Genomic DNA, 13,052 nt, shown 5'->3' on the forward strand with positions numbered 1-13,052 from the left:
TCAGGCAGTCCGTACAGATTTACAACCAGGAACGACCGCACCACTCGCTAAAATACAAAACGCCCGACGAAGTTCATCGAGCGTTTCTAGCTGCTATGTAGGTGTCAACCTAAGGCAGGACGGGTCAGGGTAAAAACAAAGGGCGCTCCGTGCAATACGGAGCGCCCTTTTCACATCAGGCGATTCACGCCAAAGCGATTTACTTCGCCGCCGCCCCCGCCGCGTTCGCGTTGGCCGAAGCCACCGCCGTCATGTTGATGATGCGTCGCACGGTCGCCGCCGGCGTGAGGATGTGCACCGGCTTCGACGCACCCAGCAGGAACGGGCCGACCGTCACGCCTTCGCCGCCGATCACCTTAAGCAGGTTGTACGCGATGTTGGCTGCTTCCACGTTCGGCATGATCAGCAGGTTCGCTTCGCCCGTGAGCGTCGTGCCCGGAAACGACTGCTTGCGGATCAGCTCGGAGAGCGCCGCGTCGCCGTGCATTTCGCCATCCACTTCGAGCTGCGGATCGCGCACAGCGATCAGCTCGCGTGCGGCCTGCATGCGCTGCGACGTCGACGAACGCACGCTGCCGAAGTTCGACGACGACAGCAGCGCGACCTTCGGCGTAATGCCGAACTTCTCGATTTCGCGCGCGGCGAGGATCGTCATGTCGGCGAGCTGCTCGGCGCTCGGCACTTCGTTCACGTAGGTGTCGCTGATGAAGATGTTGCGGCCCGGCAGCATCAGCAGGTTCATTGCCGCGTAGTTCCCGGCTTCCTTCGCCTTGCCGAACACCTGATCGACGAACTTGAGGTGGTAGTCGAAGCTGTTGAGCAGGCCGCAGATCATGCCGTCGGCGTCGCCAAGATGCACGAGAATCGCACCGATCAGCGTGTTGAACTTGCGCACCGAAGCCTTCGCCACGTCAGGCGTGATGCCCTGACGCGCGCCCAGTTCGTGGTACGCCTGCCAGCTCTTCTGGAAGCGCGGATCGTCTTCGGGATCGACGATCTCGAAGTCGGTGCCCGGACGCAGCTTCGAGCCCATCTTCTTCAGGCGCATTTCCACGACCGACGGACGGCCCACGATGATCGGCCTGGCGATCTTCTCGTTGAGCACGAACTGCGCGGCGCGCAGCACGCGCTCGTCTTCGCCCTCGGCGAACACGATGCGCGCGCAGTTGGCCTTCGCCGCCGCGAACACCGGACGCATCACCATGCCCGAGCGATACACGGTCGCGCCCAGTTGCTCGCGGTACGCGTCCATGTCCTGGATCGGGCGCGTGGCCACGCCCGAATCCATCGCGGCCTGCGCCACGGCCGGCGCGATCTTGATGATGAGGCGCGGGTCGAAAGGCTTCGGAATCAGGTACTCCGGGCCGAATTCGAGCGTGTGGCCTTCATAGGCCTTCGCCACTTCGTCGCCCTGATCGGTTTCCTCGGCGAGTTCCGCGATCGCGCGCACGCACGCGAGCTTCATCTCTTCCGTGATGGTCGTCGCGCCCACGTCCAGCGCGCCGCGGAAGATGAACGGGAAGCACAGCACGTTGTTGACCTGGTTCGGATAGTCCGAACGGCCCGTAGCGATGATCGCGTCCGGGCGCACCTTCTTCGCGTCTTCCGGGCGGATTTCCGGCTCCGGATTCGCGAGTGCGAGGATCAGCGGCTTGTCGCCCATCTCCTTGACCATCTCGGGCTTGAGCACGCCTGCGCTCGAGCAGCCGAGGAACACGTCGGCGGCCTTGATCGCGTCGCCGAGCGTACGCGCTTCGGTGTTGGCGGCGTAACGCGCCTTCGACGGATCGAGATTGCCGCGGCCTTCGTAAATCACGCCCTTCGAGTCGGTGACGAGGATGTTCTCTTTCTTCAGACCGAGCTTCACGAGCAGGTCCAGACACGCGATCGCCGCTGCGCCCGCACCCGAGCACACGAGCTTCACTTCATCGAGTTTCTTCTCGACCACTTTCAGGCCGTTGAGAATCGCCGCCGAAGCGATGATGGCCGTGCCGTGCTGATCGTCGTGGAAGACCGGAATCTTCATGCGCTCGCGCAGCTTCTTCTCAATGTAGAAGCATTCGGGCGCCTTGATGTCTTCGAGGTTGATGCCGCCGAGCGTGGGCTCGAGCATCGCGATGGCTTCGACGAGCTTGTCCGGGTCGGTTTCGTCGAGTTCGATGTCGAACACGTCGATGCCGGCGAACTTCTTGAAAAGGCAGCCCTTGCCTTCCATCACCGGCTTGGCCGCGAGCGGGCCGATATTGCCGAGGCCGAGCACGGCGGTGCCGTTCGTCACGACGCCGACGAGATTGGCGCGCGAGGTGTACTTCTGTGCATCGAGCGGTTCTTCGTGAATCGCCATGCACGCGGCCGCAACGCCGGGCGAGTAAGCGAGCGAAAGATCGAGCTGGTTCGAGAGCGGTTTGGTCGGTGTGACCGAGATCTTGCCGGGCCTCGGATTCTGGTGATACGCGAGCGCGCTTTGCTTCAGTTGTTCATCCATTTTCAGGCCTGCCTGGACGTGAGAGACGTGAGAGAGAGAATCTTTTATGGTCGTAGGCCCGCCGGTTCGCACGGCACGAGCGTTCCAGCAGGGCCGATTAGTGTACACCTGGCGCCGTTCGCGTCCACGTGGGTCAAAGACTGATACCGGGAACTTGCGCGGCCGATAGTGCTGGATAGCGCCGCGCTTTCGTCTTACGGATAGCGCTGCTCATTCGAGCGCCGCGCCGCGGCGTTCGGGAATCAGGAAGAGGGTCGCGAGGATGTCGAGCACGTAGATGGCGGCGAGCATGCCGAGCGCCGCCGTGAAGGAATAGCGCGCGGCGAGCGCCCCCACGGCGAGCGGCCCGAAGCCACCCACGGCCCGGCCGATGTTGAACAGCACGTTCTGCGCGGTGGCGCGTGCCGCGGTGGGATACAGCTCGGAGATGAGCGCGCCGTAGCCGCCGATCATGCCGTTGACGAACACGCCCATTGCCGCGCCGCCGATCAGCAACGCGAACGGCGTGGAAAGCTGCGCATAGACGAACACCATGACTACGGCGCCCGCCTGATAGAACAGGAACGCGGGCCGGCGGCCGAACCGGTCGGCCGCGATGCCGAACAGCCAGATGCCGAGCGCCATGCCGGCAACCGTCGCAGCGGTCCACAGCCCCGACTTCGTGAGCGAATAGCCAAAGGACTTCGAAAGGTACGCGGGCAACCAGATCATGAGCCCGTAGTAGCCGAAGTTCTGCACCGAGCAGAGCACGGCCACGCCGAGGCTCGCGCGCGCGGTACGCGCATCGGCCACGAGCATGCGCAGCGCGCGGGGGCGCTCGACCCTGGCGGCAGCGGCCATGCGCCGCGCATGCGCGACGAAAAGCTCGGGCTCCTCCACGCGCCGCCGCACCACGAACGAAACGACCGCCGGCAGCAACCCGATCGCGAACATGCCGCGCCAGCCGATCAGTGGGAGCAGCAGCGGCGTGAGCAGCGCCGCGGCCAGCACGCCCAGCTGCCAGCCGAGCCCGACATACGACGACGCCCGCGCGCGCAGTTGCGCGGGCCACGCCTCGGCAACGAGCGCCATGCCAATGCCGAACTCGCCGCCCAGCCCGATGCCCGCGATGGTGCGGTAGACGAGCAGGTCGCCGTAGCCGCGCGCCAGCGCGCACATGCCGGTGAAGACGGCGAACAGCAGAATGGTCCACGTGAGCACGCGCACGCGACCGTAGCGGTCGCTCAACAGCCCGAACCCGATACCGCCCACGACCGCGCCGACGAGCGTCCATGTGACGAGCGCGCCCGCCTGCGCACCGGACAGATGCAGATCGGCGCTGATCGCGGGCAGCATGAAGCCGAGCATCAGCAGATCGAAGCCGTCCATGGCGTAGCCGAGCACGGAGGCGACGAGCGCACGCAGGGCGTCGCTGCGCGTGGCGGCGGCAGGGTTGGTAGAAACGGCGGTCATGTGGGCAATCCTGAGAAACGTACGTGCGCGGGGAGCGCAAACCGGCGTGAGTGTAAAGGCGTGGCCGGACCGTCACAACCGCGACGCCGACCGCGCGCAGCACAGCGCCGCCGGCGTTCGCGCCCCATATCGCTGCCGGCACTTGCCCGTGCGACTCGTCGGCGATCGTCAAGTCGGGTAAAATACCGGCCTACGCGCGCAAGAGAAGCCGTCCGGACCGGGCGAGTCGCCTTGACCCCATGCAGTGAGAAAGGTCAGACGATCCACGCCTCCGGGCCGCGCACCGCAGGCGCCGAAGCCACGCTTCGCGCCCGCCGTGCCAGCGCCACCGGGCCATGCGCCCACCCTCCTCCCGCACTCATATCCAAGGATTCGCCCATGACAGGCTACGATCGCCAGACGATCTCGGACGCAACCGCGAAAATGCTGCTCGAAGTGAAGGCCGTGCACTTCAACGCCGAAAAGCCCTTCATCTTCACTTCCGGCTGGGCGAGCCCGGTCTACATCGACTGCCGCAAGCTGATCTCGTATCCGCGCGTGCGCCGCGGCCTGATGGAAATGGCCGAAGCCACGATCCTGCGCGACGTCGGCTACGAGCAGATCGACGCCGTGGCCGGCGGTGAAACCGCGGGCATTCCGTTCGCGGCATGGCTCTCCGACCGCCTGATGGTGCCCATGCAGTACGTGCGCAAGAAGCCGAAGGGTTTCGGCCGCAACGCGCAGATCGAGGGTCTGCTCACCGAAGGCCAGCGCGTGCTGCTCGTCGAAGACCTGACCACCGACAGCCGCAGCAAGATCAACTTCATCAACGCGCTGCGCACGGCCGGCGCGCAGGTGAACCACTGCTTCGTGCTGTTCCACTACAACATCTTCAAGGAAAGCGTCTCGGTCCTGAAGGACATCGACGTCGACCTGCACGCGCTCGCCACGTGGTGGGACGTGCTGCGCGTCGCCAAGGAATCGGGCTACTTCGAAACGAAGACGCTCGACGAAGTCGAAAAATTCCTGCACGCACCAGCCGACTGGTCGGCTGCGCACGGCGGCGCGACGTCTGCACCGCAGTAAGCGCACGAGCCGCGCGCGCGAGCGCGTGTCAAAAAGGCCATCTGCCTCCTGGGCAGATGGCCTTTTTTTCTGGCTGGCGTAGCGGTGTAAAGCGGGGGCAGCGCGTGTGCAGCGCGGCAGGATCAACGCGCCGCTTCTGCCTCGCCGCCCGCTTCGGGCACATCGGGCGTATACGAGGAAAGATTGAGCAAGCCATTGCTCTGCGCGTACTGGAAAAGTTCGGAGTCTCGATCGAGTCCGAGCTTGCGCATCGCCGTGTTCTTCTGAGTACTAATTGTCTTAATACTGCGGTTCAGCTTCTCGGATATTTCTTTAATCGTCATGCCCGAAACAAAGAGCCGCACGACTTCGAGTTCCCGCTTTGAAAGAACCACTTCATCGGTTTTCCCGCCGCTATTGATGCGCAATTGATCGAGCGCAGTCTTCACCTGTGGGCTCATATATTCGAGATTGCGGCTCACATGCTGCACCGCGAGGCCGATGTGGCTCAGGTCGTCGGATTTGTGCACCACCGCGAACACGCCGAGTTCGCCGAGGCGTTTGAGCAGCGCGGGATTTTCGAGCATCGTGAGGACGACGATGGGAACGTTCGGGAAGTTGCGCCGCAGGTAGCCGATGAGCGGCAGACCGTCGCCGTACTGGCCGCCCGGCATGGCAAGGTCGGTCACCAGCACGTCGCAGGGACCGGTTTGCAACGCCTTGACGAGGTCGGTGGACTGGCGGGCGCGGCCAACGACCTGGATGCCGGGAAAGTTGAGCAGTGCATGTTCCGCACCAAACAAGATCACCGGATGATCGTCGGCGACTACGACCCTGATTGGTTGCTGCATTAGCCCTCCGTTAGGCAAACCTGCTTATTTCTCCCGCGCGGCCAGTTCACATTTTGCTTGTTGTTTCCGGCCTCCAACGCGCCGGTTGCCCGAGCAGGAGAATGCACAACTATAGCGGACTCCTCCTGCACGCTTGCTACGCGCGCAGGCGAAAGCTCGCTCGCTTATACCGCTATATTGGATCAAATTCGGACCAGGGAACAATTCCAAACTTTCCTTCAGGAAAATGTGTCCCGAATTTCACAAACATGCAGGAGAACTCGCTGATGCGTACTCCCTATGACTTTGAGCCAGCTTGCACGCGCCGTGCATCCCGCCGTACATCCCTACGCGCGGCTTTGGCGCTGGCCAGTGTTGTGGCGACAACCAGCCTGGCCTGTGCAGGCGAAAAATTCACGATATCGAGCGCCGATTTCAGTGATGGCGGAAAAATCGGCCCGCGCCAGGTCTTCAACGACGCGGGCTGCAATGGGCCAAACCAGTCGCCCAGTTTGACCTGGCGCAACGCTCCTGCCGCTACGCGCAGTTTTGCCATTACGATCTTCGATCGCGATGCGCCGGGACGCGGCTGGTGGCACTGGGCCGTCGCGAATATTCCGGCACGCGTGACGAGCCTGCCGGAGAACGCCAGCGCCACGGGCGCGCTGCGCAAGCTCGGCGCGATCGAGGCGCGCAACGACTTCAACATCGACGGCTATGGAGGCCCGTGCCCGCCGCCGGGCAATCCCCATCGCTACGTCGTCACCGTGTACGCGCTGAACGTCGATACGCTCCCGCTTGCGCAAGGCCGCCCGGCAGCGCTGTTCGATCGCGAGATCAGCGGCTCGACGCTCGGAAGCGCACAAATCACCGTGACGTACGGCCGCTGAGCGGGGGCGGTTGCGCGCGGCGAGCGCCTGAGCGCTTACGGGTAAGCCCCGGTTTTTTTCCGGACGCGTTCACACGCGCGTCCGCATGACGTCTTAAAATACCGTTCCAGCACCGTCCCGGGTGATGGCGCCCCGCAATCCCGCGTTCAGAGAGACTGAGATGAGCACGAAAGTTTTTGTCGACGGACAGGAAGGCACGACCGGCCTGAAGATTTTTGAATACCTGTCGCCGCGCACCGACGTCGAGATCCTGCGTATCGACGATGCGAAGCGCAAGGACGTCGAGGAACGCCGCCGTCTCATCAACGCTTCGGACGTGACGTTCCTGTGCCTGCCCGACGTCGCCTCGCGCGAGTCGGCCTCGCTCGTCGAGAACGATCGCACCGTGCTGATCGACGCGAGCACGGCGTTCCGCACCCAGGCCGACTGGGCCTACGGCCTGCCCGAGCTGACCAAAGCCCAACGGGACAAGGTGCGCAAGTCGAAGCGCATCGCCGTGCCCGGCTGTCACGCATCGGCGTTCATTCTTGCCATGCGTCCACTCGTCGAAGCGGGCCTCGTTGCGCCGGATTTCGCCGCGCACAGCTACTCGCTCACGGGCTACAGCGGCGGCGGCAAGAAGATGATTGCGGAGTACGAAGCGGGCGGCAACGCGAAGCTCGCGAGCCCGCGCCCGTACGCGCTCGGCCTCACGCATAAGCATTTGCCGGAAATGGCGGTACACGGCGGCCTGAAGTCGGCGCCGGTGTTCACGCCGATCGTCGGGCCGTTCTACAAGGGCCTCGCCGTCACGACCTATTTTTCGCCAAAGCAGCTCACGCGCGGCGCCAAGCCGCAGGACGTGCAGGCGCTCTTCGCCGAGTACTACGCGGGCGAGCCGTTCGTGCGCGTGGCGCCGTTCAACGCCGATGAGAACCTCGACGCCGGCATGTTCGACGTACAGGCAAACAACGACACGAACCGGGTCGACCTGTTCGTGTTCGGCAACGACGAGCAGTTCGTCACCGTCGCGCGCCTCGACAACCTGGGCAAGGGCGCCTCGGGCGCGGCGATCCAGTGCATGAATCTCGCGATTGGCGCGGCTGAAAATACCGGCCTGCATGCCTGACGCAGCGGGACTCGCCGCGCAAACAAAGAAAACCGGCTCGCTGAGCCGGTTTTTTTACGCCCTTCGTCCTCGACTTGCGCCAATGTAAACCTGCAGACGAAAAAAAGCCCGCCAATGGTTGGCGGGCTGAATCCATATCAGAGGAGACATGGAGGAGACAAGAAGGAGTATATCGACTAGCGTGATGCAATGCAACATGTAAAGTAGTGCGCACCCTGAATGTTGCGTATAAACAACACATTCGTCATTGCCCTGTCATCGACAGGATGAACATCAGCTGATCGAGCCCTACGGGCCGCACGAGATGCACGTCGAAGCCCGCTGCAAGCGCCTCGTCGCGGTGGCGCGATTCACCCCAGCCGGCGAGCGCGATCAGGAGCGGCACGCGCTCGCCGCCGACCGCGCGCAATTCCCGCACGATCGCTCCGGGCTCGTCCTGCGCGAGCGAAAGCGCCACGATCGCCACGTCGGGCGCGCCGTGCGCGGCAAGATCGAGTGCCTCGTCGAGCGTGCGGGCCACAGAAACGCCATAGCCGAGATCGGTCAGCAAGGTGCTGAGCCCGTCCAGCGACTTCTCGTCGTTATCGGCGATCAGGATGCGCGTCTCCATCCGCCGTTCTCCTACCCTGAAAATGGCCGCGCAGCCGGATCCCCCGTTGGATCCGTCGCGTGCCCTGTCGTCGCCATCGGTTCCCCGTCCCCACATCGCGGGCGGCGCCGCCAACCCGGCCGCCATCCATCGAGATGCGTCACATTGTGCTCAGCCGCACGCCGGGTCTTTGTGCGTCACCGCGCGGTCGTCTGAAGATTTTGATCGCAAAACGCCCCCGAACGTTCGCCGCGCCTCATTGCGCCCCTTCATTTCAGGCAGGCTCGTCAGCCGCGGCCTGCGCGCCGCGCGGCCACCTTGCCGAGCACGGCGAAATCGGACTCGCCGTCGCCGTGCGCCACGGCTTCGAGCAGGCTGTCGCGCAGCACGCTCGCGAGCGGCATCGGCGTCGCGGCGGCGTCGGCCGCGGCCAACGCGAGCCGCACGTCCTTCAGGCCGAGGCGCGCCTTGAAGAGCGCCGGTTCGTAGCGCCGCTGCGCGATCATGCCGCCGTAGCCCGCATAGACCGGGCCCGGGAACGGGCCGCCCGTCACGACGTCGAGGAAGTCGCGCATCGCGACGCCGTAGCCGTCGAGCAGCGCCGCGGCCTCGCCGAGCGACTCGACGGCCGCAGCCAGCATGAAGTTCGCGGCGAGTTTCATCACGTTCGCCTGCTGCGGCACGGCGCCGACGCGCCACGTTTTCTGGCCGATCACGTCGAACAGCGGCTGCACGCGGTCGAGCGCCTCGGTCGCGCCTGCCGCCATGATCGTGAGCTTCGCCGCCTGCGCGGCGTCCGGGCGCCCGAGCACCGGCGCCGCCACGTAGTGCAGGCCACGCCCGGCATGGGCCTGCGCAAGCGCTTCGGCCAGTGCGACGGAAATGGTCGCCATGTTCACATGCACGAGGCCTTGTGGCGCATGGTCGAGCAGCGTCGCGTCGATGACCTCGCGCAGCGCGGCGTCGTCGGCGAGCATCGAGAGCACGGCGTCGCCGGCAAAGGCCTCGCCCGGCGTGCCGACGATGCGCGCGCCCGCGTCGGCAAGCGCCTGCGCCTTCGCGGCCGTGCGATTCCACACGCGCACCGTGTGGCCCGCCTTCAGCAGATTGCCGACCATCGCGCCGCCCATTTCGCCAAGACCGATAAATCCGATGTCCATCGCTGCTCCTTCCATGAAAAACGAGGGGAAACCCGGGGCAAAGGTGCAGTACAGCACAAGACGGGCCGCGCTGCAGGCGGGCTCTCACGCCGCGCGAACGCGCGCGCCCAGGCAGGCGGTGCGATACTGCTTTGCATGGTCACCGCCACCTTCCGCTTTTATGAGGAGCTGAACGACTTTCTTGCGCGGCCGCTGCGCCGGCGTGCGTTCAGTTGCGCCTGCGCGCGCAACGCCACGGCGAAACACATGATCGAAGCGCTCGGCGTGCCGCACACGGAAGTCGAGCTGATCCTCGTGAATGGCGAATCGGTGGGTTTCGACCATCCGCTCGCGGACGGAGACCGCGTGGCCGTCTACCCGAAGTTCGAGGCGCTCGACATCCGGCCGCTGCTGCGCGTGCGCGACGCGCCACTGCGCGAGCTGCGCTTCGTCGCCGACGCGCACCTGGGCGGCCTCGCGCAACTGCTGCGGCTGGCCGGTTTCGATACGCTCTACGACAACCACTTCCCCGACGACGAGATCGAGGCGCTCGCCGCCGCCGAGCACCGTATCGTCCTCACGCGCGACCGCGAACTGCTCAAGCGGCGCAGCATCACGCACGGCTGCTACGTGCGCGCGCTCAAGCCGCGCGCCCAGGTCCACGAGATTTTCGAGCGGCTCGACCTCGCGGCGAGCGCGCGGCCGTTCCGGCTCTGCCTCATGTGCAACGCGCCGCTGCGGCCGATCGAGCGCGCCGCGGTGCGCGAGCGCGTGCCCGCCGGCGTCTATGACCGGCAGACACGCTTCGTGACCTGCGACGTCTGCCAGCGGGTGTTCTGGGAAGGCTCGCACTGGCAGCGCATGCGCACGCTGATCGACGGCCTCACGCGCCCCGCGGTCGAAGTGCACGCGGCACATAACGGCCACGAGCGCCACAACGGCCATGAGGGGCCGGACCGCGGCGGCGAGGTGTAGTGGTATTCACGGGTACTCGATGCGGCTGAAATACGTCCAGAGGCCAGTCGCCGCGATGGACGCTCGCGGGCGTTTGCGTACAATGCGCGCCACCGCCCAACACCGGAGCACGATATATGGCCATGAAGAAAACCGACCTTGAGAAGAACAAGGCGCTGAAACTGATGCAAGCGACGCACAAGAACGGGCCCGACCGTTTCGGCAAAGGTTCGGCGCAACCGGCGCTGGACCGCCGCGAACAGCGCAAGCTGGACCAGGCGCAAGGGCTCGTGCCCTTCGCGTGCAAGCTCAACGCCGATCTCGTCGAGAAGTTGAAGGCGCGCGCCGAGGGTCACCCCGGCGGCATGAACGGCCTGCTGACGGAATTGCTGGAGGCCGGGCTCGCACGCGACGCGTCCTGATCTCGCACCCGCGGCGAACGCGCAAAAAAAAGCCAGAGCAGATGCTCTGGCTTTTTTACGACTGAAGGGCGCTTTAGTTTGCCTGGCCCTTGTCTGCCGTACCGGCGGCCGATGCGCCTTCCGACACAGCGGCACGCTTGCCGTGGTGCTTGAGTTGCTTGTGCTGCTTCTTGGCCTTTGCGGGCGCGCTGGCTGCCGGTGCGGTTGCAGCGGGAGCCGAAGCGTCTTGTGCGAATGCCGAAGCCGTGACCAGTGCGAACGATGCTGCGATGAGCGAGGCGAGAATCTTTTTCATCTGTTGTTCCCCAAAACCTGACAAATAATGACCGGCACGTTGTGAATTAGAACAGCGTGAAACCGCAAAACGATCCGCTTGCCGATCTGGGCGGACGTTTCGCGCGAAGCAGTATTACGCAGCGTAGGGCGTTTGTCATCCGCTAATGGCCGGGTGTATTTTCCGGGAGACAATTCCCTTTCAATTCGGATACGATCGGCATTTACGCGTCCGTTTTCCGGAAGTTCGTTGTTTTTTCACGTAATACGCTGAATCGGCCTGCTCCGAGTGAATTCGGGCCAGATTGACACCCGATTCAGATGCAATCGCGAAAAACGGGGCAAGCCGCCCCTTGCGCAACAGGACACCAGGCGGGACATCGTGCGCCGCGCGCACCAACCGTCGAAAACGCTGTCGCGCCCGTTCCCCGCGAAAAGAGATCTCCGCTTGCAATCCGCCTCCCGCCGCCACCTGCGCGCCAATCTGCTGATGCTGACCGCCGCCCTGATCTGGGGCTCGGCGTTCGTCGCCCAGCGCCTGAGCCTCGATGCTATCGGCCCGTTCCTGTTCACCGGCCTGCGCTTCCTGCTCGGCGCCGGCGTCGTCTCGGCCTTTCTGCTGGTACGCCGGCGAGGCGCCGCGGACGGCGGCAACGCGGCGGCCCCGGCGCTGTTCAACGGCGCGCTGCTGCGCTCGGGCACCGTGCTCGGCCTCGTGCTGGCCGCCGCCATCTCGCTTCAGCAAATCGGGCTCGGCTACACGAAGATCGCCAACGCCGGTTTCATCAGTTCGCTCTATGTCGTGATCGTGCCGATGCTCGGCGTGCTGCTGCGCCATCGCACGGGCATCGGCACATGGATCGGCGCCGCGCTCGCTGCGGTTGGGCTCTACTTCCTCAGCATCAACGAGCACTTCTCGGTGATGTACGGCGACTGGTACCAGCTCGGCTGCGCGCTCGTGATCTCGATCCAGGTCATGCTCGTGGGTCACTACGCGCCGCGCCACGATCCGCTCGCACTTTCGATCGTGCAGTTCGTCGCCTGCGGCGTGGTGTGCCTCGCGATCGGGCTCGCGTGCGAACCGCTGCGCGCGGCCGACATCGTGCGCGCCGCGCCCACCATCCTGTATGGCGGCGCGCTCTCGGTGGGCATCGGTTATACGCTGCAGGTCGTCGCGCAGCGCGACGCCGCGCCCGCGCACGCCGCCGTGATCTTCAGCATGGAAGGCGTGTTCGCCGCGCTCGCGGGCTGGGCCGCACTCGGCGAAACGCTCACGCCGCGCGCACTCGCCGGCTGCGCGCTCATGCTCGCCGGGCTGCTCGCCTGCCAACTGCTGCCGGCCTGGCAAGCGCGCATGCTCGCGAAGCAGCGCGCCGCGACGCAACCGGCCGAAACGGCGTAAAAACGCACCATGATTTCCCGGCGTTGATATCGCGCTCCGCACTGTTTCGACAAATGGCGTCGCTCTCGAGCGACGCCATTTTTTTCGTGTGGATAACGCTGGATTGCGCCGCGCCGAACCAGGTTATCCACGTCCACCTCTGGACAACCTGGGGACGACCTGGCGAACGACCTGTGGACCACTTCTTGATAATCACGCACCTGGCGTTGCGGCCTGAAAAGTTATCCCACCACCTCGCCACGCGTACAAGCTTTGTCCGCATGGCTATCCGTTTTGCATCGGTATGAGCCGTCAGGCAATTTTCGTGTTGTCCACAGTTAATGCCAGGACTTGTTAAGGAAGGTCTGCACAATACGTTTTCAGAGCGCCGATCTTTTTTCACGTTGGGCGTATCGGCCGCAGAATCTGCTAGCAGGTTGGTCGTCCGGCTTTTGAAGCATGATGACCTGCGTTTGCCGAGACTC

13 protein-coding genes are annotated in these 13,052 nt (G+C 64.7%); 7 read left to right on the forward strand and 6 right to left on the reverse strand.

Going from position 1 to position 13,052, the window contains the following annotated elements; genetic code table 11:
* On the forward strand, positions 1 to 101 hold a 101-nt coding region (locus tag AB4Y44_RS41595; protein WP_342923703.1), incomplete at its 5' end, for an integrase core domain-containing protein.
* Between the two features lie 98 nt (positions 102 to 199).
* Here AB4Y44_RS41595 and AB4Y44_RS41600 read toward each other — a convergent pair.
* Both AB4Y44_RS41600 and AB4Y44_RS41605 read right to left on the reverse strand, forming a co-directional pair.
* Positions 200 to 2,485 (reverse strand): NADP-dependent malic enzyme, encoded by a 2,286-nt coding sequence (locus tag AB4Y44_RS41600; RefSeq protein ID WP_368702735.1) that lies wholly within the window; start codon positions 2,483 to 2,485, stop codon positions 200 to 202.
* A 210-nt stretch (positions 2,486 to 2,695) separates the two neighbouring features.
* Complete coding sequence (locus AB4Y44_RS41605; RefSeq protein WP_368702736.1) at positions 2,696 to 3,937, reverse strand: MFS transporter; 1,242 nt, start codon at positions 3,935 to 3,937, stop codon at positions 2,696 to 2,698.
* A 378-nt stretch (positions 3,938 to 4,315) separates the two neighbouring features.
* Between AB4Y44_RS41605 and AB4Y44_RS41610 the strand changes: the two genes are divergently transcribed.
* Positions 4,316 to 5,002 carry an orotate phosphoribosyltransferase gene (locus AB4Y44_RS41610; RefSeq protein WP_368702737.1) on the forward strand — a complete coding sequence of 229 codons (687 nt, stop codon included), beginning with the start codon at positions 4,316 to 4,318 and terminating at the stop codon, positions 5,000 to 5,002.
* Positions 5,003 to 5,124: 122 nt separating this feature from the next.
* On the opposite strand, the gene AB4Y44_RS41615 is transcribed toward AB4Y44_RS41610, so the two are convergent.
* Positions 5,125 to 5,832 carry a response regulator gene (locus AB4Y44_RS41615; RefSeq protein WP_368702738.1) on the reverse strand — a complete coding sequence of 236 codons (708 nt, stop codon included), beginning with the start codon at positions 5,830 to 5,832 and terminating at the stop codon, positions 5,125 to 5,127.
* A gap of 266 nt (positions 5,833 to 6,098) precedes the next feature.
* Between AB4Y44_RS41615 and AB4Y44_RS41620 the strand changes: the two genes are divergently transcribed.
* The gene (locus tag AB4Y44_RS41620; protein WP_368702742.1) at positions 6,099 to 6,701 is read left to right on the forward strand and encodes a YbhB/YbcL family Raf kinase inhibitor-like protein; all 603 of its coding nucleotides are present in this window, start codon (positions 6,099 to 6,101) and stop codon (positions 6,699 to 6,701) included.
* A gap of 160 nt (positions 6,702 to 6,861) precedes the next feature.
* Positions 6,862 to 7,809, forward strand: a complete 948-nt coding sequence (argC, locus tag AB4Y44_RS41625) for an N-acetyl-gamma-glutamyl-phosphate reductase (RefSeq protein ID WP_342920414.1) — start codon at positions 6,862 to 6,864, stop codon at positions 7,807 to 7,809.
* Positions 7,810 to 8,053: 244 nt separating this feature from the next.
* On the opposite strand, the gene AB4Y44_RS41630 is transcribed toward argC, so the two are convergent.
* Together AB4Y44_RS41630 and AB4Y44_RS41635 are read right to left on the reverse strand one after the other, a co-directional pair.
* On the reverse strand, positions 8,054 to 8,419 hold the full coding sequence (locus AB4Y44_RS41630; RefSeq protein ID WP_342920413.1) for a response regulator: 366 nt from the start codon (positions 8,417 to 8,419) through the stop codon (positions 8,054 to 8,056).
* 266 nt (positions 8,420 to 8,685) lie between these two features.
* Positions 8,686 to 9,558, reverse strand: a complete 873-nt coding sequence (locus AB4Y44_RS41635) for an NAD(P)-dependent oxidoreductase (protein WP_368702739.1) — start codon at positions 9,556 to 9,558, stop codon at positions 8,686 to 8,688.
* A gap of 135 nt (positions 9,559 to 9,693) precedes the next feature.
* Here AB4Y44_RS41635 and AB4Y44_RS41640 point away from each other — a divergent pair, with 135 nt between their 5' ends.
* Together AB4Y44_RS41640 and AB4Y44_RS41645 are read left to right on the forward strand one after the other, a co-directional pair.
* Positions 9,694 to 10,512 (forward strand): Mut7-C RNAse domain-containing protein, encoded by an 819-nt coding sequence (locus AB4Y44_RS41640; RefSeq protein ID WP_368702740.1) that lies wholly within the window; start codon positions 9,694 to 9,696, stop codon positions 10,510 to 10,512.
* 116 nt (positions 10,513 to 10,628) lie between these two features.
* Complete coding sequence (locus AB4Y44_RS41645; RefSeq protein ID WP_342920410.1) at positions 10,629 to 10,913, forward strand: hypothetical protein; 285 nt, start codon at positions 10,629 to 10,631, stop codon at positions 10,911 to 10,913.
* A gap of 73 nt (positions 10,914 to 10,986) precedes the next feature.
* Here the strand turns inward: AB4Y44_RS41645 and AB4Y44_RS41650 are convergent, their stop codons facing one another.
* Positions 10,987 to 11,208: a hypothetical protein gene (locus tag AB4Y44_RS41650; protein ID WP_028203426.1), complete on the reverse strand. Its 222-nt coding sequence runs from the start codon at positions 11,206 to 11,208 to the stop codon at positions 10,987 to 10,989.
* A 426-nt stretch (positions 11,209 to 11,634) separates the two neighbouring features.
* Here AB4Y44_RS41650 and AB4Y44_RS41655 point away from each other — a divergent pair, with 426 nt between their 5' ends.
* Positions 11,635 to 12,588, forward strand: a complete 954-nt coding sequence (locus tag AB4Y44_RS41655; RefSeq protein WP_368702741.1) for a DMT family transporter — start codon at positions 11,635 to 11,637, stop codon at positions 12,586 to 12,588.
* The last annotated feature ends 464 nt before the right edge of the window (positions 12,589 to 13,052 follow it).

The organism is Paraburkholderia sp. BR10937 (genome assembly GCF_040965695.1).
Taxonomy (GTDB): Bacteria; Pseudomonadota; Gammaproteobacteria; order Burkholderiales; family Burkholderiaceae; genus Paraburkholderia.